Origin of the sequence: Paenibacillus profundus, assembly GCF_021369635.1 — a bacterium.
GTDB lineage: Bacteria > Bacillota > Bacilli > Paenibacillales > Paenibacillaceae > Paenibacillus_B > Paenibacillus_B profundus.
This window is the reverse complement of sequence record NZ_JAJNBZ010000003.1, coordinates 143,111-165,117: the sequence shown is the minus strand read 5'-3', so window position 1 is coordinate 165,117 and position 22,007 is coordinate 143,111. Positions and strand designations below refer to the sequence as shown.

20 protein-coding genes and 2 tRNA genes are annotated in these 22,007 nt (G+C 48.4%); 17 read left to right on the top strand and 5 right to left on the bottom strand.

All coding sequences use genetic code 11. From position 1 onward, the window contains the following. Positions 1–260: 260 nt before the first annotated feature. Positions 261–722 carry a GNAT family N-acetyltransferase gene (locus LQV63_RS06020; RefSeq protein WP_233696021.1) on the bottom strand — a complete coding sequence of 154 codons (462 nt, stop codon included), beginning with the start codon at positions 720–722 and terminating at the stop codon, positions 261–263. A gap of 27 nt (positions 723–749) precedes the next feature. Next, a complete protein-coding gene (locus LQV63_RS06015) occupies positions 750–1,604 on the bottom strand; it encodes a S1C family serine protease (RefSeq protein WP_233696020.1) in 855 nt (284 codons plus the stop codon). Positions 1,605–1,830: 226 nt separating this feature from the next. Between LQV63_RS06015 and LQV63_RS06010 the strand changes: the two genes are divergently transcribed. Then, complete coding sequence (locus tag LQV63_RS06010) at positions 1,831–3,009, top strand: DUF4272 domain-containing protein (protein ID WP_233696019.1); 1,179 nt, start codon at positions 1,831–1,833, stop codon at positions 3,007–3,009. Positions 3,010–3,070: 61 nt separating this feature from the next. Here the strand turns inward: LQV63_RS06010 and LQV63_RS06005 are convergent, their stop codons facing one another. After that, positions 3,071–4,207 carry a serine hydrolase domain-containing protein gene (locus LQV63_RS06005; protein ID WP_233696018.1) on the bottom strand — a complete coding sequence of 379 codons (1,137 nt, stop codon included), beginning with the start codon at positions 4,205–4,207 and terminating at the stop codon, positions 3,071–3,073. Between the two features lie 184 nt (positions 4,208–4,391). Between LQV63_RS06005 and LQV63_RS06000 the strand changes: the two genes are divergently transcribed. The 10 genes from LQV63_RS06000 to LQV63_RS05955 all read left to right on the top strand — a co-directional run bounded on the left by LQV63_RS06000 (position 4,392) and on the right by LQV63_RS05955 (position 15,666). Further along, positions 4,392–5,864, top strand: coding sequence for a serine hydrolase (locus LQV63_RS06000; protein WP_233696017.1), 1,473 nt, complete (start codon positions 4,392–4,394; stop codon positions 5,862–5,864). A 471-nt stretch (positions 5,865–6,335) separates the two neighbouring features. Next, entirely contained in the window at positions 6,336–7,028 is a 693-nt protein-coding gene (locus tag LQV63_RS05995; RefSeq protein WP_233696016.1) for an ABC transporter permease, read from the top strand. A gap of 49 nt (positions 7,029–7,077) precedes the next feature. After that, positions 7,078–7,251 carry a hypothetical protein gene (locus LQV63_RS05990; protein WP_019422587.1) on the top strand — a complete coding sequence of 58 codons (174 nt, stop codon included), beginning with the start codon at positions 7,078–7,080 and terminating at the stop codon, positions 7,249–7,251. Positions 7,252–7,486: 235 nt separating this feature from the next. Beyond that, a complete protein-coding gene (locus LQV63_RS05985; RefSeq protein ID WP_233696208.1) occupies positions 7,487–8,083 on the top strand; it encodes a YkoP family protein in 597 nt (198 codons plus the stop codon). Beyond that, the gene (locus tag LQV63_RS05980) at positions 8,071–8,868 is read left to right on the top strand and encodes a polysaccharide deacetylase family protein (protein ID WP_233696015.1); all 798 of its coding nucleotides are present in this window, start codon (positions 8,071–8,073) and stop codon (positions 8,866–8,868) included. The genes LQV63_RS05985 and LQV63_RS05980 overlap by 13 nt, the downstream gene beginning before the upstream one ends. Positions 8,869–9,087: 219 nt before the next feature. Next, entirely contained in the window at positions 9,088–10,212 is a 1,125-nt protein-coding gene (locus LQV63_RS05975; protein ID WP_019422584.1) for an outer membrane lipoprotein-sorting protein, read from the top strand. A 242-nt stretch (positions 10,213–10,454) separates the two neighbouring features. Next, positions 10,455–11,681: an alanine racemase gene (gene alr / locus LQV63_RS05970; RefSeq protein ID WP_019422583.1), complete on the top strand. Its 1,227-nt coding sequence runs from the start codon at positions 10,455–10,457 to the stop codon at positions 11,679–11,681. 222 nt (positions 11,682–11,903) lie between these two features. Beyond that, the gene (locus tag LQV63_RS05965) at positions 11,904–12,185 is read left to right on the top strand and encodes a CopG family ribbon-helix-helix protein (RefSeq protein ID WP_019422582.1); all 282 of its coding nucleotides are present in this window, start codon (positions 11,904–11,906) and stop codon (positions 12,183–12,185) included. Between the two features lie 3 nt (positions 12,186–12,188). Further along, positions 12,189–12,539, top strand: coding sequence for a type II toxin-antitoxin system PemK/MazF family toxin (locus LQV63_RS05960; RefSeq protein ID WP_019422581.1), 351 nt, complete (start codon positions 12,189–12,191; stop codon positions 12,537–12,539). A gap of 901 nt (positions 12,540–13,440) precedes the next feature. Next, positions 13,441–15,666, top strand: coding sequence for a Tex family protein (locus tag LQV63_RS05955; protein WP_407672894.1), 2,226 nt, complete (start codon positions 13,441–13,443; stop codon positions 15,664–15,666). A 164-nt stretch (positions 15,667–15,830) separates the two neighbouring features. Here LQV63_RS05955 and cmpA read toward each other — a convergent pair whose 3' ends face one another. Beyond that, positions 15,831–15,950, bottom strand: a complete 120-nt coding sequence (gene cmpA, locus LQV63_RS05950) for a cortex morphogenetic protein CmpA (protein WP_019422578.1) — start codon at positions 15,948–15,950, stop codon at positions 15,831–15,833. 265 nt (positions 15,951–16,215) lie between these two features. Continuing rightward, the gene (locus tag LQV63_RS05945; RefSeq protein WP_019422577.1) at positions 16,216–16,569 is read right to left on the bottom strand and encodes a hypothetical protein; all 354 of its coding nucleotides are present in this window, start codon (positions 16,567–16,569) and stop codon (positions 16,216–16,218) included. An 89-nt stretch (positions 16,570–16,658) separates the two neighbouring features. Here LQV63_RS05945 and LQV63_RS05940 point away from each other — a divergent pair, with 89 nt between their 5' ends. The 6 genes from LQV63_RS05940 (at position 16,659) to LQV63_RS05915 (ending at position 21,998) form a co-directional block, all read left to right on the top strand. Then, positions 16,659–17,177: a SprT family protein gene (locus LQV63_RS05940; protein ID WP_233696014.1), complete on the top strand. Its 519-nt coding sequence runs from the start codon at positions 16,659–16,661 to the stop codon at positions 17,175–17,177. 56 nt (positions 17,178–17,233) lie between these two features. Beyond that, positions 17,234–18,055 (top strand): uroporphyrinogen-III synthase, encoded by an 822-nt coding sequence (locus tag LQV63_RS05935; RefSeq protein WP_233696013.1) that lies wholly within the window; start codon positions 17,234–17,236, stop codon positions 18,053–18,055. 95 nt (positions 18,056–18,150) lie between these two features. Continuing rightward, positions 18,151–18,226: transfer RNA gene (locus LQV63_RS05930), tRNA-Asn, on the top strand. Positions 18,227–18,232: 6 nt separating this feature from the next. Continuing rightward, positions 18,233–18,321: transfer RNA gene (locus tag LQV63_RS05925), tRNA-Ser, on the top strand. Positions 18,322–18,451: 130 nt separating this feature from the next. Continuing rightward, a complete protein-coding gene (locus LQV63_RS05920; RefSeq protein ID WP_233696012.1) occupies positions 18,452–20,677 on the top strand; it encodes a helix-turn-helix domain-containing protein in 2,226 nt (741 codons plus the stop codon). Positions 20,678–21,032: 355 nt separating this feature from the next. After that, complete coding sequence (locus LQV63_RS05915) at positions 21,033–21,998, top strand: ABC transporter permease (protein ID WP_019418968.1); 966 nt, start codon at positions 21,033–21,035, stop codon at positions 21,996–21,998. Positions 21,999–22,007: the final 9 nt, after the last annotated feature.

The window sequence follows — 22,007 nt, the reverse complement described above, 5'->3', positions numbered from 1 at the left end:
GGTTCCCACCTATGTATCGGTTTGTCCTTTTGTCCACTCTCCCACAGGCTCAGACTTGTAATTATGGACTCAGTTGTCTATGAAAATAAGGCTGTAGACGGTACAGGTTCACGACCAATCCTACCGCTTAAACCATTTGGAGAGGGACTAGTATAACGTCAATGATGATAAGGAATCGAGTTGCCGAATGGTTATTTGATACTGTGCTTATATTCTGAATAGTTGGGATAGTGGATAAAAGGGCTATTGGGCTGCCCAGCTTATAAAAATAACATGTAAACTCCCTTTCCTGTTAGTAACTCAAAACCGAGATTGGTGTATAAGGCACGAGCAGGAGCATTATCATCGTCTGTTTCAAGCTGTAAGCGAGTAGCTTTTCTCTCATTGGCTAAGTCAATGGCATGTTGCAACAATCTCCTACCTACACCCTTGTTCCTATATTTCGGCGACGAATATAAAGCTTCTATACGTAAAACAGCATAACCTTTGGATAGTGAAAAACTCCATGAAAGGACAATAAGCCCTACATAATCCTCGCCATGCTTAGCTAAATAACAATGAGCCAAATTAAAGCATAAGAACCGATTAAGAATTTGCTCACACTCTTCCATCTGTTCTGAAGAAAAGGCACCTCCATTGGATGAAGAATTTAAGTAACCACTAACCAAGCCTCTTACTTTAGGAATAAGAGATTCATTCAAGGGTACAATTTTAAGCTGCATTATCTCTCCCCAATACACGATAATTTATTAGTTTGACTCTAAATATCTCTGGAGATGATCGACAGGTATCGCGAGCCCTATGTCGATGGATTGGTCTCCCTGTTTCATACTTGAAGTGGCGAATACAACAGCGATAACTTTTCCATTCTGGTTGATAACAGGGCTGCCGCTGTTCCCTTTATGGATAGGAGCCTGTATCATGAGCGCGGGAAGCTCCCGATTGTCAAGAGAAGTCATTCCCAGGACAGTACCTTCATTGGCGATTTGGTTGAAAGATAGCGGGTTGCCTATGACATGGATTGGGCTGCCTGCTTGCCACGGTGTTTCTGTTTCCAATTCTAGTGTAGGCAAGTTATTCTCATTGTCTCTGATCTTGAGTATGGCGACGTCGAGTGCCGTGTCGCTAACGATGACATCTGCCGCATACGTCTTCCCATGAAGAAAGCGGACAGAGCCGAGCTTGTCATCTTTCATTACATGCTGATTCGTAATAATGAGGCCGCTCGTGGCGATGTTGAATCCGGTGCCCTTCCGATCGTTGGCATTTACAACGACGACCGCTTGTTTATATTGCTGAATCTGTTCATTCTGCGATAATTCTGAGTCCTTGTTCAAAAACCGGATCGCTGGCAGGTTGTAGATCTGTGGCAAAAAAGCGATCAGGTTGCCAAACAACAGGATAGCCAGTAAGATTGCTATTGCTTTTTTAAGCCATTTTCTTCGGGATGGAGTATGCTGCTCTTCTTCACTGTCGTCCTCCTGGTCCCATTCATCTTCTTCTCCTTCGTAGAAGGGCTGAGCCGTATCATCGGATGTCTCGGAGGGGACTTTTTGATCGTTCAGTTCATTTTTATGGATGGAATTCGCCTCCTCGCTAATCATTTCATTAGTGATGGGACTATGATGAAAAATTTAAATTGTGTGGATTACCGACTATTATATCAAACCTTTGCCAATCTTGAAGGGTGACCCGAAGGCTGCATACTTCGAAAAAGTGTCTATTTTTCGGCTTCATTTCATTAGTCGCCTTATATTTACGCTGCTTAAAACCGAATTAAGTTAAAGGAGCAGTCATAACGCATAATCCGAAATCGTGAGGAGAGAACATATGCAGCATTGTACGTTATACGTATCGATGAAAGATGATAGTAAAATTATAGAAGCCATCTTGGACACGTTTGGAGATAAACAAGTTCAAACTTCCGAAGACGGACATCAGGTGATGGTGATCGACAAGAAGCTGTTCAGCAAGCGGACGACGACTTTCTCGATTATGACCAAGGAAACCGGAGGCGAATCCTTCGCTAATATGATCCGTGGGATGTACGGCTATTATGATCAGATTGATACGCCTCACCAGACCGTAAAAGAGAAGCTGCTGCTGCAAATATCGGCCTTGACTGCCGCTATCGGGATTGTTGCGGACAAAGAGATAGATAATAAATCATTTGCTAAAATTTTGGAGGTAGCCGCCAAAATCCATGCGGTCATATTTTTGCCGACAGGAGATATGCTCGACAATCAGGGAAGGCTCGTACTGAATGTTGAAGGTGAATCGGAATTAGACGATTTTAGGCCAACCGTTACGGTAGACTTGATTGACGCTCATATCAAAGCAACACCAGAAGGAGAGGCAAGAAAGCGAAGAACAATGGAACTGCTCACAGAGCAGGGAATCCCGGTTATCGATCATCTCCCAGTCATAGTCGGGGATGACGATGCGCTCATTCGTCCCAAGGAAGAAATCGTGCAGAGGGCTATCGCGTTATGCATGATCGCCATGTATGCCGGCGGATTGGCGGAAGAAAGCGATCTGGCGAGGGAAAGAGAGTTCATTCACATGATTATGGAGCAATACGGGGCGGAGTCCTTTTTTACGGAAAATGAAAGGGACTTCCTTACCGACGATAATCCAGATCGCACGGACATGATTCAGTTTGCATGGATGTACGAATGCTGCTGGGTGCTGTTGTGGGCGTTAGGGTATGTGGAACAACTCGATTTTCCTGGCGATATATGCGATGTGCAGAGTGCAATCGATGTGCTGCGGAACGCAGGGGATTACGACACCTTTTATAACAATGCGGTTGTAAGAACGAAGGCAGAGATTCTAGAGCAGACCGATCGCATCTATCGGTACGATTGGGCCTGCGTGAATGAGAGAATTAACAATCGCCCCATTCCCGGCGGGTTAAACGACGAGGTTGTCGTAGAAAGACATCGGGCCTTCAACTGGCTTATCTGTTATATGGATGCAGACTGGGATCACGTAAGAACGGATACTTAACTGTTAGATAAAAAGAAGGAAAAGCTGCGGCCCTATGAGGCGGCAGCTTTTTTTGGTTGACTCATTTCAAATGTTCGATGATGGTGCGGTAAGCAGTAACGGCTTCGTAATCATGTATATTAAAAATGGTCGGATCAACCCCCGATTTTACGATAACTACATGTTCTTGTTGATTCACATAAATGTGTTGTCCGTAAATGCCGCGTGCGATAAATTCAGAACCGTTGCTGTCTTGCGGAATCCACCATTGATATTGATAACCGAAGAAATCGTCGGCTGCCCCTGGTTGTAAATCCGCCCGATCGGGAGTTATAGATTGCTTAATCCATTTTTCAGATATCACTTGGCGGCCATTCCAATTTCCATTATGTAAATATAGTCTGCCGAACTTCGCGTAATCCCTCAACGTAGCGTTAACGAATGTGAAGGCAATCTCATTGCCATGCAGATCGGTATTCCAATAAGCATCATGCTCCATGCCCAGCGGCTGCCATATTTTTTCCTCTAAATAGGCCGAGGCTTTCTTCCCGGTTGTTTTTTCAATTAACATGCATAGGACTTGGGTATCAACGCTTTTATATTGGAATTGGCCTGGCGCCTGCAATCGGGTTAGCTTCTGCACAAATTTCGGAATAGGCATTGCCGTCTCGCCAAACACATCATTCAAGAAGGTGTAAATCTCCGCATTCTCATCAGCGTAATCTTCATTAAATCGAACGCCGGAAGACATTTGCAAAATATCCTTTATACTCGCTCCATCAAAGCCGCTTCCGATGAGCTCCGGCAAGTACAATGTAACGGGATCATGAACATCTTTCATAGCCCCTTCATCAAACGCAATGCCCATTAAGGCGGATACCAACGATTTAGCCACGGACATGGACATCGCGGTCGATTGCTCGCTATAACCGTTATAATATTGCTCCGTCATAATGGTATCGTCTTTAATGACTAGAAACCCGGTGGCAAATACCTTTTGCAAATAATCGGCGACTTTGTTGTGCTGTCCATTTATTTCATAGCCAATCTCGGTTAAATTTTGTTCGTTTTTTTGAAATAAAAATTTGTGTGCCGGGGCTTGAATGTCGTTCTTAGGCAAAATTTTGTTCATATTTCTGAAATTCCACGCGATATGGTCTTCGTGCAGCAGTGTTCCTAATTTGGTGATATCGTATTGTTGATTCTGCTCGTTGTTCAAATTGATCGGAACCTCCATTTGTGATAATGATTCTCATTTTAGCTATTCTTCCATTGTACCCTACTGCTCTAAGAAGGAGAAGCAGAGATATTGAGTTTGTGCATCAAGCAGGAGGTTTCCGCTAAATGAAGAAATGTGTTAGCAGATGAAATTGCTTCACAACAACAAGGGAGGCATGTTAGAAATGGCGCAAGCACTTCAAGCGTTGGAAGGCTTCAGTACGTATATTGAGCAGCAAATGGATAAATGGAAGGTGCCTGGATTGGCGGTTGCGGTCATTAAAGATCAAGAAATTGTCATGGCGGAAGGCTTTGGCTTCCGAAATGTGGAAGCAGGGCTCAAGGTCACGCCGGAAACGATGTTCGCGATTGGATCGTGTACAAAAGCTTTTACGGCTTTGGCGGCGGGGCAGTTAGCGGATGAAGGCAAGCTAGATTTGGATGCGTCGGTGAAAACATACCTGCCTCATTTCAAAATGCACGATGCTGTTGCGACGGAGCGGATTACGGTGCGGGATATGCTCTGTCATCGTTCAGGGCTGCCGAGGCATGAGCTCATGTGGTACAACTCGACGTTCACGCGGGAGGATATCATTGAGCGGCTTGCGTTTTTGGAGCCTAATCAAGATTTCCGCGCGAAGTGGCAATATCAAAATATTATGTATATGGTCGCCGGATACCTCGTAGGGCAACTAGCAGGATCTTCATGGGAACAGGTGGTTCAAGAACGAATTTTCACGCCTTTGCACATGACCTCCAGTTGTTTGTCCGTAGAGGACATGCAGCTTCGACCGGATTACGCATTACCGTATATAGAAAAGGACGGCAAGGTGCTGCTGACACCCTTTCGTAATATTGATGCCATCGGTCCGGCAGGCTCGATTAACAGCAACATTATCGATATGGCGAACTGGGTCGGGCTCCACCTGAATAAAGGGAAGTTTGACGGCCGGCAGATCGTGACGGAAGGAAGCTTGGCTGCCATGCATACTCCGCATATGCCATGTGACCCGAGCGTATGGGGAAAGAAGGAGTTGCCAATAAGTTGCTATGGTCTCGGCTGGGGCATTGAACCCTATCGCGGGCATCATATGATTCATCATGGCGGTGGGATTGACGGCTTCACTTCGTTGGTATCCTTTTTGCCGCACGATAATATCGGTGTAGTCATTCTGACCAATATGTTCGGGACTAGTTTACCGAGAATAGCAACCTACAATATAGTTGATCGTTTGTTAGGTCTTGAGGAAATTGATTGGAGCAGACGATTTCAAGATGATACAGAAAAATGGAAGGAGCAGCTTAAGGAACAGCAGAAAAAGGAGTATCATGATAATACGCCATCTAATAGTCAAGCAGAATCGGTCCCTTTTCATCCGCTTATAGAATATACAGGAACTTATGAACATCCGGGCTATGGGAAAGTGATCGTTGAGCTTGAAGATGGCTGTCTGCGATTTATGTATAATTCGTTGACCTTGCCTATGACACATTTCAACGAGGATGTGTTCGAAATCTCTTATGAACTGTTTGCGGCGAAGGTGAAAGGCACATTTCATGCCGATCTGAACGGCAATATCTGTCGCCTCTCGTTGCCGCTGAACATGGAGCCGGGGACGAAGGAGATTGAATTTACGAAAACGTCGCCTGACAAGTAAACGTTTTCAATTACAATTAGGATAAGGGAGGAGATCTAATGCAGTGGGAATATGTTTGTCTACCATACGTCAAAATCTCAAATTATTATGAATATGGTACAGAAACCTTCTTATCGGGGAAACAGAATGCCATGAAAATGGAGTATATTAACGGACTCCTCCATTCTACATTCTGGATTTTGGAGAACTAGACGAACGTTTCGGAATTAATGGAATAGTTGGTTTGGATATATTGTTAAAAGGCAGCTTTGTTATTGATTTAGCTGAAATGAGTATTTCGCCAAAAACGTTAGACAATCGTTAAAGTAGTGTGAGTAGTTACTCACACTACTTTTCTTTGTATGGGACAAGGGAATGTTCCCCGTATCCAGCCATTATGGAACGTAAGATTTTCGTAAGAAATAAGAAATACAAAAGAAATGAATCAACTTTACAATAGGAAATAGTTAAAGATAGGAAGGTGACATACAGGTGCTGAAGTTAGTGAAATTGGAACTTAAGAAATCGAAATTGGGTTGGTATGTGAATGGAGCTATCATCGCAAATGTAATCATGGCGGCTTTGCTCTGTCTGATTGGGTATGTGGAAAGTAACGAAGGCCATGCTGCATTTAATGGTTTTCCGGAAGCTTTTGTCGTAATCGGCGCAATCGTCAGGGCCACATTTATAGTGTTTGCGGCTGTGCTCATTGCAAAGCTGGTCATAGAGGAGTATAAGAATAAAACGATTACGATCATGTTTTCATACCCAATCAGCCGCAAGAAAATAATTGCTTCTAAATTATGGATAGTAGGCGGGCTAACCTTTATTACGATCGTTATTTCCAACGTGTTTGTGGCGATTGTCTTTTTTAGCGTGAATGCGTATTTGCAGTTTATTCCCGGATCATTGACATTGGAAATGGTCGTTCAACAGGTCGTGAGCATGTTCGCATTTGCATTTGCCGCTGCGGGAACAAGCTTGATTCCTTTATATTTCGGGATGCGTAAACTATCGGTTCCAGAAACGATCCTATCGTCCATCCTGATTACAGCGACAGTCAGCGCGCACAATCCAGTATTTTCATTAGCTTCCATTATATATATTCCGTTGTCTTTGGCGGTAGTTGGCCTTGTGCTGGCAGCGGTAACGATTCGCAGGGTTGAACAGGTTGACGTTAGTTAATTTAGAGAAAAGAAATAAGATGTATAAGTATTTATTAGAGGAGATTAGGATGACAACACATCAAATTATGAAATGGATTTTAATTTTAAGTATTGCATCAATCATCATGAATGGCTTTCTCTATGCAAATATAGGAGATACAGAGATTCTAATCGGTATTTACTGTGCAATCGGGCTTGGCGTCCTAGGAGGTCTGGGTACGTTCATGACGAGAAATAAGTGAGTTGACTTCTTCGAGCACCCGAGCCTTAATTTCGACGAGGGGCATAGAATAATTTTTGCTGCAGAAAATAACTTTCGAGCCTATAGAATATCTCTATAGGTTTTTTTGTCGTGATGCGGCTTAAGAAATTTGTAAGAACGGAGTAAGAGAAAAGAGAATTTCGTTCTCTATTATTAATAATAGGAGTGAAGGAGCTGAAATTATTTTAATAGGGAAATAGGTGATTGTATTGAATGTGTTTGCATCGACTTCGAAAGTGTGTTTGCAATCTTTATGGATGATGTGGGAAAGCGTGTTTGATTTGTTCACCAGATTACGTAGTGTATCCGTATCCCAATATGGAATATGCAAGCTGGTTGTAAGGCGGCATCGTGGGAAAAGCGTGGAATGTAATGGCGGCCATTGGGTACATTCCGGAGATTGGGTGGGAGAGCTCCATCTTGATAATAGACAAGTGCTGCAGTTGTCTCGTTCCGTCGGGCCGGATCGGGCAGCCTTGATGACGGCTCGTATGTTGCGTAATTCACTTAAGCAGATAAGCTTGGCAATGGACAGCACGCCCGAACTAGCGAAAGTCAAAGCATTAACGGGCATCACCTTGCTCCATCGCGGAATAATATATGGACTGGGCTTTGAGCTGCACCCGATGAGATCCAAATGGTTCCAATGGTTTTCGACATACTATCTTCGTTTATTGCTAATGGTTTTGCACCCGGGTGGCAAGCGAAGAGTCAAGCAAAGCACAGAGAAGCTTAACCCGATGATGCTGATGATGACGAAGCAGGCTTTAATGGAACGTTATCGTAAAGAAGTGATTCCATGCAGAAATTAACGATTACTTTAACCATCCTATTCCTTTTATTTATTTTCATTTATATGGTGATTCCTTTTATTATTACGAGAATATGTGGCATGGGCGTGTTCAGAAAAGGAAAACATGGGGCACAGATTGCTTTTACATTTGATGACGGTCCTGACCCCCTGTATACTCCTAAGCTGCTTGATTTATTACAAGAGCATGGAGTTAAGGCAACCTTTTTCGTACTTGGCAGCAAAGCCGAGAAATATCCGGAGCTGACGAGGCGAATATATCGCGAAGGCCATCAAATCGGTATTCATAACTATACGCACCTGCCCAATTGGTTGATGACACCGTGGCATGTCAGACAGCAGCACGTCGAACGTTCGGCTGATATTGTGGAGCGCATTATCGGGGAACGACCTGCCTTTTATCGGCCTCCGTGGGGCATATTGAACGCAGGGGACCTTCTCTATTTGCGAAAGTCATATCGGATCGTGCTCTGGTCCGTTATGGGATGGGACTGGAAGCGAGCTGTGGATGCGGATCAATTGGCACGAAGATTAATGAAAAACATCAAACCCGGATCCATTGTGCTGTTGCACGATAGCGGCGATACGATCGGCGCAGACGAAGCTGCTCCGCAGCAAATGCTGGAAGGACTGCAGGACATTCTCAAGGAGCTGCGCTTGAAGGGATATCAATGCGTGCGCGCGGATGAGCTTCAGGAACGGAAATGTGCCGGTTATGGCAATGGCAAAGCTGTAGACATAGGACACGTTCATGTTAAAGTGGCGCTGCATCGCAATTATAAATAACACATGACATGGGGGAGCCTTCAGGATCCCTCTTTTTGCGTCTGGCTGCATGCAAATAAGCCGCGTTAGACATGGCCTTGCAACATGCGATGTACGGCGTGAACTTGTCACGCTTGTCATGCTAGTCTGCATATTTGGCCAAGAACCCACATAGACATGTTATCAGTGATGAGGAGTACACCGAATCGAAGAATATTCAATGTCAGAGGGGATGATCTCATGCGTCGGATCACGTGGATATTGGCCATCGTGATAAGTGTTGCGATTCTGGTAGTCGGATGCGGGAAAAAGGATGCAACCGCCGTGGTTCAGGAATTGGATCATGTGATGAGCAAGCTGGAAAGTTATGAAGGGATCGGCACGATGACGCTGCATTCCGGGCAGCAGCCGCTCGAGTACTTGGTGGAAGTCCGGTATCAAGATCCTTCCTACTATCGGATCGTGCTGACCAATGAAAAGAAGGACATCAAGCAGGTTGTGCTGCGCAACGAAGAAGGTGTCTTCGTGTTGACGCCAAGCTTGAACAAAATCTTCCGCTTCCAAAGCGATTGGCCGGAGAACCAAGGTCAAGTGTATCTGTATCAGACGCTGGTGCGCAGCATTTTGTCAGACAATGGCCGCCAATTCGCTACTGATGGAGACAGCTATGTGTTTGAAGTTGCCGCCAATTACCAGACTGACTCGCTCGTACGGCAGAAGATATGGTTGAACAAAAATGACTATGCGCCGAAGCAAGTGCAGGTTACCGACTCTGACGCGCAGGTTGTCGTGGAAATGAAGTTCAATCAATTTGAATTCGGCAAAAAATTCGACAAAGATTCATTTGATATGCAGCGCAACATGACCAGCATGAATCATGCGTCGATCCCGACCGGAGCCATCGATTCGAAGGACGGTGCTGGAGAGGCAGCCAAGGAAACGACAGCGCCAGTAGGCGAGTCGGGAACGAAGGAGACCGGAACGGATCCGGCAGTTGATCCGCAGAAAGAGTCGTCCGAGGAGCTTGGGCCATTCGGCTTCATCGAGCCATCTTATCTTCCGGAAGGCGTGGCGAAGAAGGACGATATGGAGATTACGGACAGCAAAGACCACTCGGTTATGCTGCGCTACACCGGCACATACAACTTTACGATTTTGGAATCGCGTCCGAAGGATATGGAAACGGGCCTGATATATGGAAAAACGCTTGATTTAGGATTTACCGTTGGTCATTTGACCGGGGATGAGCAGAAGACGTTCACTTGGATGAGCGACGGGGTGAAGTACCGGATGACGAGTGCGGATCTGCCGGAAGCAGAGATGGTGAAAGTGGCGCAATCAATGGTGGATCAGCCAGGGAAATAATGAATAGGAAATAGCCAGCCCGTATTCTGTAGACCATTTCAGAGTATGGGCTTTTGTATTTTTTTGTGACAGAGCTGGATTCAATTGGTAAGAAATCGGAACATATTCTCTATATATGCGGTTATTCCCTTAGTAAGGAGTGGAAAAGCCGTTTTTGCTTAGTTGACAGTCTCCTATCCGGCCTTTAACATAGGTTATTGACGATTGAACGGGAGAGATAGGGAACGGAGAAGGTGACTGACTTGGAAACGTACTTTCGCCCAACGCGTGCTGAGATTTCACTCGACGCTTTACATCGCAACATGCAGGCTTTTCGCGACGCGCTGCCTGCTGCGACCCGATTGAGCGTCTGTGTCAAGGCGAATGCGTACGGTCACGGCGCGGTCGAAGTGGCGCGTGCCGCAGAACGATTCGGTGTGGATTATTTAAACGTAGCTTTCCTGGAAGAAGCGATACAACTGCGACGTGCAGGTGTGCGCACTCCGATATTGATATTAGGCTATACGCCGCCTGAAGGGGTTTCAGCGGCTTACCAATATAATATTACACTCAATATTTTTTCCGAGGAATGTATCCGGGCGCTTGAGGCAGAGGCTTCATCGCTCAGTGCGCAGCACGGCGGACGAATATTGAAAATTCATGTGAAGATTGATTCCGGTATGGGACGCCTCGGCATTCGCACCCCGGGGGAAGCGATAAGCTGCATAGAGCGGTTGAACGCCATACCTGGCGTGGAGGTTGAGGGGGTATTTACTCACTTCGCCTGTGCCGATGAAGCGGACAAACGCTATTCCGAGCTGCAGACGACGAGATTTCAAGCTGTACTCGAGGCGCTTGCGGCACGACATATTTCGATTCCGATTATTCATGCAAGCAACAGTGCCGCAGCGATCGACATGCCGGGTTGGTCTTACGACATGGTTCGCGTAGGAGTCAGCATATACGGATTATATCCTTCCATAGAAGTGAACCGTTCCTGGATCGAGTTGGAGCCGGTGCTTACATTGAAGACGAAGGTCGTTCATACGAAGACGGTACCGCCAGGTGAAGGCATCAGCTATGGCGTTCACTACTACACGTCGAACGACGAGCGGATTGCAACGATGCCGATCGGTTACGCGGACGGGTATTCCCGCTTATTAAGCGGCAAGGCGAGCATGCTCATCCGCGGCCAGCGCGTGCCTGTCATCGGCCGGATCTGCATGGATCAATGCATGGTCTCTTTACAGCCGCTGGGCGAAGCCGCCATCAAGGTCGAGGCTGGAGAAGAAGCCGTGCTGATCGGCTCCCAAGGGCAGGAGCGGATTACGGTAGAGGAGATTGCCGAACATTTAGGCACAATTAACTATGAAGTTGTGTGCATGCTGGCGCACCGTGTGCCGCGCCTGTACATGGCGCAGGGGAAGCCGGTGCAGGTGTTGAATCCGTTGTGTGCAGAGCCGCTTGCAAAAGATTTTTCAGTAAAATAATGGGATTTAAGGGAATGGAACCATTTACCGTATGTCATTTTTTAAAAGATGAAGGATTTTTATGTCTAAAGCGCGAATAAGTAACTGGTATGCAGCTGTTTTTTTGCTTGCGTGTGCAACATACTCCATCTGCATCAGGCATATATATGCTTTTGTATAAATTTTCTACGGAATCGACATAATGGTAAATAGGCAGGAAAGGTTTTGGGGGTGCGAGGACAGGTGGCGAATATTCAGAACACCAAACGAATCATGATCAGCTTGCCCGACCAATTACTACAAGAAGTGGACGGCATTGTCGCTATGGAGAAATCCAATCGAAGCGAATTCATTCGACAAGCAATGAAATTATATTTAAACGAGCGAAAAAAACGACACATCCGTGAATCCATGCAGCGCGGCTATATGGAGATGGCCAAAATCAATTTGACGATGGCGTCTGAGGCTTTTTATGCGGAAGAAGATGCGGATGGCACTCTCGGCCGTTTGGTTAGCGGGGTGTAGACATTGATTGTAAAGCGCGGCGACGTATTTTTTGCGGATTTATCGCCCGTCGTAGGATCGGAGCAAGGCGGGGTTCGTCCCGTCCTCGTGATACAGAACGATATCGGCAATCGATTTAGTCCGACGGTCATCGTTGCTGCGATTACGGCTCAGATTCAAAAGGCGAAATTGCCAACCCATGTGGAGATTGATGCGGAAACGCACGGCTTTGACCGCGATTCGGTCATCTTGCTGGAGCAGATTCGCACGATCGATAAGCAACGGCTGACTGACAAGATTACGCATTTGGATGAAGAGACGATGCGCAAGGTCGATGAAGGGCTACAAATTAGTGTCGGTTTAATCGACTTTTAGAGGATGTCCAACACGTGTCTTTTGATCACGAAGCGTGCCTTGAAGCAGATTTAACATCGTATTTTGCACTCACCCTCGAAGTCCGGTGCTCATGTAGGTTCAACCTGCAATCCGCTCCTCCTTCTTTGGGTTTTTGCAATCTTCAAGGTACTTAAAAAGTTCACTTTTGGACACAGATCATTAACAGTTTTACGAGTTTTTTTAGGAGAACGAGGGCAGCCTCGTTTTTTTATTTTTGCGCGCAGCCTCCTCGAATCGGGCGAAGGCCGTGAAGCACTTGAAGAAGCAGCGCGGAAAGCCCTTTACTCTACACCCTTTCATCAGAATGGCGGCCTTCCCTCTCCTTCGAATCGAGAATAGGTTGGCTTCTGTACAATGGCCCTTAGCTCCACTCTCCCATACAGTCAGGAAGGGGATTGACGGGGATAAGGCATATGCCGTTTTGTATAGATACCATGCCATGAAGCGGCCGCTCAGGATGGCAGTGAAGCAGAATCGTCAATGGGCGGCCGCCTCCTGAAGGATGGGGAGAATGAAGCAACGGGGCAGGTGAGCGATTCACCGTCGGTCTGAACGCGCCACTGCACGATTATAGCGCATCGTTCATGATGAAAAGTTAATGCCTTGCTGTTTGACATGCTCTTTGACAGATATCGCTTATTTTACAAAGGCCTCGATAAAGGTTTTCTAATTTGTAAACGGACAAGCAGGTTCAGTATCACTGGCGTGTGACCTTTGCTCTGGAAAAACGGGCTCTCTTTTGCGACAATAGAATATAGGGTCTTAGGCAGAGGAAGTATGGTATCGGATAGCTGCATCACATAGCTATGGACATCGATAGAACCTGTACATTCGGTAGACGAATACGACACTGATTCGGATTACGGAAAGGAAGGAAACGATGGCAGTACAAGACACCGTAATGGAATTGACGGCGCTGGAGCCGTTATTGGAACAAATGAAGCAGGACGAGCCAAAGCGCTTATTGAAGCAGCTCGCTCAAGAATTATCACTCAGCTTGAAGCAGGTGGAGACGACGGTCGGCCTCTTGGACGAGGGGAATACGATTCCATTCATTGCGCGTTACCGCAAAGAAATGACCGGAGAGATGGACGAGAATCAGCTTCGTTCGTTGGAAGAGCGTCTCGGGTATGTACGAGGGCTGGAGGAGCGCAAGCGTGAAGTGTTGCGTCTTATCGCCGAGCAGAGCAAGCTTACAGAAGAACTGCAGCGCTCCGTTGTCGCAGCCGTAAAGCTGCAAGAGGTGGAGGATCTGTACCGCCCGTACCGCCAGAAGCGGAAGACACGAGCTAGCGTAGCGAAAGAACGCGGGTTGGAACCGCTTGCAAGCTGGATGATGAGCTTCCCGAAGCAAGGTGATGCGCTATTGGAAGCGGCGGCCTATGTGAATGAAGAGAAGGGCGTGTCTACGCCGGAGAATGCCGTCCAGGGCGCCCTGGATATTATCGCTGAGAGTATTGGCGACGAGCCGAACATTCGCGCTTGGGTGCGGCGCTTCACGATGGAGCACGGCGTGCTCCGCACCGAGGCGAAGGATAAGGAGCAAGAATCGGTATATGAGATGTATTATGAATATGTCGAGCCGGTCCGCAAGCTGCCCTCACACCGTATTTTGGCCATTAATCGCGGGGAGCGCGAAGAGATTTTGAAGGTAGCGCTTGACGTGCCTATAGAGCAAATTATTGCTCATATGGAGAAGAAGGTCATCAAGAGCGCATCTGTAGTCACGGACTTGTTGAAGGCGACGATTGAAGATGCTTATAAGCGGCTCATCGCTCCGTCCATCGAACGGGACGTCCGCAACGAGTTGACGGATAAGGCCGAAGAGCAGGCGATTCAAGTATTCGCCCAAAATTTGCGCAGCCTGCTGCTGCAGCCGCCGGTTAAGGGCAAGACGGTACTTGGAGTGGACCCGGCGTTCCGGACAGGCTGCAAGCTCGCTGTCGTCGATGAAACGGGCAAGATGCTCGAAGTGGCTGTCACGTATCCGACCGCCCCTCACCACAAGACAGCGGAAGCAGAGAAGATGTTCAGCCGCCTCGCCGATACATATGGTGCCCAGCTCGTCGTCATCGGGAACGGGACAGCGTCGCGCGAGACCGAGCAGTTCGTGGCGAACTGGATGAGCTCCCGCAAGGATCGGACACTGCAGTATGCCATTGTGAACGAGGCGGGCGCCAGCGTTTATTCGGCTTCCAAGTTGGCGCAGGAGGAATTCCCGGCGCTTGACGTTGCGGAGCGAAGTGCTGTCTCGATTGCCCGCCGCATGCAGGACCCGCTGGCAGAACTCGTGAAGATTGACCCGAAAGCAATTGGCGTCGGTCAATATCAGCATGACGTTGCGCCGAAGCGGCTGGAAGAGAGTCTGGGCGCCGTCGTGGAATCAGCAGTCAACCATGTCGGTGTTGACGTGAATACCGCCTCGCCATCATTATTATCGTATGTATCCGGCGTTAACGCGACGTTGGCGAAAAATATCGTCAAATACCGGGAGGAGAACGGGAAGTTTACCGAGCGCCGTCAACTGCAGAAGGTGCCGCGCTTAGGGCCAAAGGCGTTTGAGCAGTGTGTTGGCTTTATGCGTATTATCGAAGGCGATCACCCGCTCGACAAAACGCCGATTCACCCCGAATCGTACCGTGTCGTCGATCGGCTGTTCACCGAGCTCGGACTGCGGCTCAACTCCATTGGAACACCAGAGCTGGCGGAATCGCTGCAGCGCGCGGACGTCTCTGCCTTGGCGCAGAAGCTGGATGTAGGCGTTCCGACGTTGAAGGACATTATCGACAGCTTGCTGCGCCCAGGACGCGATCCGCGCGAGGAGCTGCCGCCGCCAATTTTCCGTACAGACGTGCTGCAGATTGAAGATTTGCGGCCGGGCATGGAGCTTAAGGGAACGGTGCGGAACGTAATCGATTTCGGCGCGTTCGTCGATATCGGAATTAAGAATGACGGTTTAGTGCATATTTCACAGTTGAGCGACCGTTATGTGAAGCACCCGCTTGATGTCGTCTCCGTCGGCGATAATGTCACGGTATGGGTACTTCAAGTGGACGTGAAGAAAGGACGCGTCGGTCTGACGATGAAGCGTCCGAACATAGAATAGCGAACCAATCATAGCCCCCGTCCGGAAGTGCGGCTCTTATGCGAGTCGTAGCGCTCACGGTCGGGGGTTTGACTTTTCATTTGTGACGGTCAGGCAGCTTTACTTCCGATTTCCGGGCTCTTCGTGCGTAACGAATGCATTTACGAATGCATTTACGAATGCATTTACGAATGAACACGAGGCTTCGAACGATAAAAAAACCAACACTCATTCAACAGTTTGATTTGACGGCGGTCTTTTTTATGAAAGGCGCGCATCAATTGATTGCACAACCATTGCGGCATGAGCATCCCTCCTTCAACCGGGGACGAGAGATTCGTCGTTGTAACGCTATCTTATGGGCAAATGCCGATTTTGGTGCAGGTCCGCTTGCAAAAAGCCGGGCGACCCGCCCAAATGGCAGTGTTCCGGCTAAATGCACTCGTATAGCGATGCAGCCTATGTATTCCGAGCATAGAAAAAAAGCCGCCGCTTCATGCGGCAGCTCTGTTCGTCTGCTGAGAAAAAGTATTGTTACATTGTTATAATGGCAGCTTGTCCGTACGTGGCCTAACCTTCGTATTCTTCTTCGTACCATTGCTCCATCTGCGCTTGCAGCGCCCGGATCTCCGTCAAGAGAGCGATAAGCGGATACTGATCCTCTTGAATGGAGGCGAAGGCGCGCTCCAATCGATTCACATAATCCAATCCGCTAATTATTGTATCTTCTTCCCGCAGCAATTCCAGATGATCGCATTCCGCGATCGCAGCAGGCAGCTTCGGAACACCTGAGGCGGTGAGCTTGCCAATCTCCTTATACAATCGCAGATTGAGTGCGCTCAATTGGTAGGCATAATCGGAAGGCATTTCGACAAATTCCAATGTCCCTTCACGTTGAAATAGAACATAGCGCATCTTCGGCATCCGTATTCCCTCTCTTCTTCCGCAATTCTACTCTTGACAGTGTACTGAACTTCCAGTACAAATTCAAGTAGGAAGTAGGGTGATTCACAATGCAGGAGTCGAACGAGCGATTGCAGGTCTGGATCGAACAGGTGTCGATCCGGGACTTCGGTAAACCGTTTCGTCACCGGGCCCGGTACAACGCCAGACTCAAGTCAACGGGAGGACGCTACTTGCTCAAGTCCCACGATATTGAAATCAATCCGAAGCAGCTCGCAGAGAACGGAGCGGAGGAAGTGGAGCGGATCATCAAGCATGAACTGTGCCACTATCATCTGCATATTGAGGGAAGAGGGTATCGTCATCGGGATAAAGAGTTCAAGGAGCTGCTGCAAACGGTAGGCGGATCGCGCTATTGCAAGGCTTTGCCGGGTACTGCGCCGAAGCGGACCGAGCCGTACCGCTATCGCTTGGAATGCGTACATTGCCAGCAGACCTATTTGCGTAAACGAAAGGTAGATGTGAAGCGATACGTATGCGGGCGCTGCCGCGGACCGCTGCGGCTGCTTGCCCTAGAGGGGCAAACAGCGAGGGGAAAGGGAGCAAGGGACACTGGGGCTAGAACGTAAGGCTTTGCGGCCTGCGTGCGGGGCATTATGGAACGGAGAAGAGGAGGAATACGTACATGTCGAAATGTGAAGGCAAGGTCATTGCGTTAACGGGGCCGCGTAAAGCGGAAGAAATGGCGACGATCGTCTCCAAGCAAGGTGGGACGTCACTTATTCGGCCGACACAGGGCACGATGTTCGAGCAGTTCGAGCATTTGGAGGCCGAGGTGGACAAGCTGATTTATGAGCCGATCGATTGGGCGATCTGGACGACCGGAATGGGAGTGGACAAGCTCGTCGAAGCCGCACGAGCAGCAGGGAAGGGGGATGCGCTGCTTGCCAAGCTTGCTCAGCTCCGCCATGCAGCACGGGGCTATAAGACGGTTAATGCGCTGCGTCGCTTAGGGCTCGCGGTGGACGTGCGCGATGATGACGGCTCGACGCTTGGATTAATACGCGCATTGCGATCGGGCGGCGCTGAACGCTTTGCAGGGACCCGCGCTGCCTTGCAGCTGCACGGAGACCCCGCCCCGGCGCTGGTGCAATTCCTTCAGGAGGCTGGTGCTGAATCGGTGGAATTGATGCCATACCGGCATACCCCGCCAGAGGATAGCGTGCTCCGGCAGCTCACCGAGGAACTGCTCGAAGGGAAGATCGACGCCGTGGCGATGACCAGCGCTCCACAGGCGCGGTTCTTGTTCGCGTATGCCAGAGAACAGGGGCTGACCGGGCAACTGCTTGAAGTCTTTAAGGAGCGGACCTTAATGGCTGCCGTCGGCAAAGTAACGGCTGCCGCCATCGCAGACGAAGGTGTGGAGCGAATTCTTGTTCCAGAGGAAGAACGGATGGGAGCGCTTATCGTTACGCTATCCCAATGGTTTGAGCAGCAGCATAGCTGAACCAGAATACAGTACGGGAAAGAATGAGGGAATAGGGAATTTCATTCCCGACACTTGACACCATTAAGTATTCATGATATATTAATAATTGTCTTTCCCTGATAGCTCAGTTGGTAGAGCACTCGGCTGTTAACCGAGTTGTCACAGGTTCGAGTCCTGTTCGGGGAGCCACTTTTTGGAGAGGTACCCAAGAGGCCGAAGGGGGCGCTTTGCTAAAGCGTTAGGGTGTAACAGCCGCGAGGGTTCGAATCCCTCTCTCTCCGCCATTTATGGAACACATAAAGTCCCGTGAGGGATTTTTTTGTTTATCACATATGTAAGCGTTTACTTCATAAGGGGGCGAACATCCCTCTCTTTCAATCCTTGCTGTGGAATTCGAAGGAGGAACGTTACGTTATGGCCAAGCGATGGTTTTACCGCTTATTGCTGTCGTATATGCCTGTATTTATTATTGTAGTCAGCTTCCTATTCTTTGTGTTCTTTCAGACGTTAAGCGAACAAAGCCGCAAAGATGCAATTCAGTCGAATTCATCGCTCCTCCTTCAAGCTCTTCGGGCCACGGACGCTTCTTTGAAAGATATTGACCAAATGGTCGTCTCCGAAGTGTTGAATGCGCCAGAGCTGGAACAATATTTTCACGGTAAGAAAAACAATGATGTCGCTTTACATATGCGCATCAAGAAGCTCATGAAACGGATCAGCGCCAGAAATCTGCTTATCGATACCGTGTATCTCGTCCGGTTTCAAGATGAAACGGTGCTTAGCAGCAGCAGCGCCTTCCCCATCCGCGAATATATGGACAAAGACTTCATCGATGCACACCGCCATATCCGCAGCAATGAATATGCTTGGGTCGGTGCGCGCCCCTTTAAAGAATATGACTTTCAAGATGGAAAGTCTGTCGTGTCGCTCGTGCGCCACGTGCCTTTAACCGGCGGAGGAGACGGAATGATCGTCGTGAACGTCGCCACAGCCTCCATTCAATCCTTAGTTCAAGAGTGGTATGCCTCCGATTTGAATGCCGTCAGCATCCGCGATCGATTAGGTGTGAATTTACTGGATGATGATACCGATAACCCTAGCGTTTCACCTTCTTACACGGTTGTATCGGACTATATGTCGCCTTATACGGGGTGGATTTTTGAGAGCGGGTTTCAGAAGGGGAAAGCTTTATTCCGTATTGAGGAATGGTTCAATGTATGGATGATTGGCGGCATGATGCTGCTCCTCGCCGCGATGGGTTGGATTGTGTACATCACCCACCGCCATTACAAGCCAGTCGCGAATCTGGTACAGCGGGTCAATACCATTGCCGAGACAACGTCCTCCCTGCAATCGGACCAATCGCGCTGGGATGAATTTGCCGTCATCGAATCCGCTCTCGATCGAATGTTTGCCGAGCGTGATGAGAGTGCGGAACGAGGCAAGAAGGATGCCATATTTCTGCGCAATTACGCATTTCGGCAATGGTTGGACGGCAGCTATGAAGAGCATCCGCTTAATAAGGAAAATAAATTGGATGTTCCGTTGGATTCAGAGCGTTGGTGCGTCATCGTCGTGGTCGAAATCGATCGGTATCTTTCGTTCACGAAAGCGTATTCCCGGCGGGATCGCTTCTTGCTTCAATATGCTATGAAATCGGCCTTTCATGAAATAGCCGCAGAGTATGAGTGGAAGGTGTGGGCCGATTGGTTGACGGGGGAACGGCTCGTCATGCTTTGGCAGCCTGCGTCCGATCAGACGGAGCCTCAGCATGCTGCCCGCAAAGTTGCGGATGTGATGGAACAGATGCTGCCTTGGATTGAAAATTATTTGAAATGGACATCTACGGCAAGCGTCAGTGATGTTGCCGCTTCTATCCATAACATTCCGCAAGCGTTCGCTCAGGCGCTGCGATCGTTAAGCCGCAAGATGACCTGCGGGATCAATCGGGTGCTCATAGAGAAGGAGCATCAGACAGTGGGTGTTGATGTGACGCCGCTTACCCGAGCGCTCGTGCATAGCGTTGCGCAAGGAAAGGGAGAGTGGCACGAACGTCTGCTGGAATGGATTCAAATGCTGCAAGCGGCAAGGTATACCCGTCAAGAGGTCGTACAGGCTTGCACACAGCTAGACTCGGAAATGAACAAGCGGATGAAGCTGATGGCGCGAGCGAGTGATTCTCTTCCAGATGCAACGAGTTGGATGGAGCAGATTGACGAATGCGAAACGCTGAAGGAGCTTGAACAGATGCTGTCCGAGCTGCTGAAGCAGGCGGGGCAACGGCTTGCTGCTGCAGATGCGGAGCATTCCGTCGCGTTGATACGTCAGATCCAGGCGTACATCGAAGCGAACTATGCGCATCCTCAGTTGTCGCTGGACCATTTAAGTGAACGGTTCCAAGTGCCGCCAAAAACGTTAAGCAAATCGTTCAAGGATGTGACTGGCGAGAAATTCATTGATTTCCTCATCCACATCCGCTTAGAGCATGCGAAGCGGATGCTTCGGGACAGTGATGCCTCCATTCAAACGATAGCTGAGCGGGTAGGCTATGGCGGAGCAGTATCCTTCAGCCGCGTATTTAAGAAAGTGGAAGGGGTTGCTCCGGGAGAATACCGCACGTCATCTCGGCGCAGGCTATAGCCTTGACACGCGACAAATAATTGAAAGCGCCGAATATCGGCATCGGGTTTCTGATCGAGCCCGGTGTTGGTAGCAACGGCGCTTTTTTTGTGATGATCAGGCGGGATTGCGAAACATATCAAGCAGGCGAAAATCATCTATTGTTACCAATAAACCCCTTGCCGGGAGCGGGTTAGACGGTGTGGCGAAATCCGTTAAGCCTTAAGAAAACGGTTGATTGTAATGGCATCATTTCGTCTTTTATAATCAAGGCAACCCGGGAGGCTCGATACTATCGACGCCGCAAATATGAACTGGCTCAATAATGAATCCTCTTTTGTAATCGGTTGCAAAAGGGATGAAGGAGGAATGAACTATGGCAAACGTCACGCCCGGAACTGCCTCCCGCCGCCTGACGACATCGCGCTTCGCGTTTGCCGACGGTGCCGGTAAGAAAATGAAGAAGCATTGGCAACTATATTTGCTCGTTTTTCTGCCAATCGCTTACATTATCATTTTCAAGTACGTTCCGATGGGCGGAGTGCTTATCGCCTTTAAAGAGTATAACGTCGTAAAAGGGATCTGGGAGAGTCCGTGGGTAGGGTTTAAATATTTCGAGCAGTTTTTGAACTCGCCCTACTTCTGGAATTACATCCGTAATACCATCGTGGTCAGTCTGTACGGATTGTTAGTCGGATTTCCTGCCCCCATCCTATTGGCACTGTTTTTGAATGAGATTAAGAACGGTTTCTTTAAGAAGACCGTGCAAATGGTTACCTATGCCCCTTATTTCATTTCTACCGTTATTATGGTATCCATCATCATCGTTGCCCTGTCTCCGAACGTCGGCATGCTTAATAACATTTTGCGCCTGTTCGGGTTCGAAGGCATCGATTTCATGGGAAGGCCGGAGTTGTTCAAATCGATTTATGTCTGGTCTGACGTATGGCAATTTACCGGTTACGGCGCAATCATATACATCGCGGCTTTATCTGGAGTCAATCCGGATTTGTACGAAGCTGCCAAGGTAGACGGCGCGACGCGCTTCCAGAAGATTTGGAATATCGATTTGCCGAGCATATTCCCCGTCATGGTCATTTTGCTCATCTTGAACGTGGGCAGCATGATGAGTCTCGGCTTCGAAAAAATGTACCTCATGCAAAACCCGCTCAATTTAGAGTCTTCCGAGATTATTTCAACTTACGTATACAAGGTCGGCTTGTTAAATGCGAATTTTAGCTTCTCAACAGCAATCGGACTATTTAATTCCATCATTAATCTCGTACTCATCGTGACGGTCAATGCGATTGCGCGCAAGCTGTCAGAGTCGAGTCTGTGGTAAAGGGGGCAG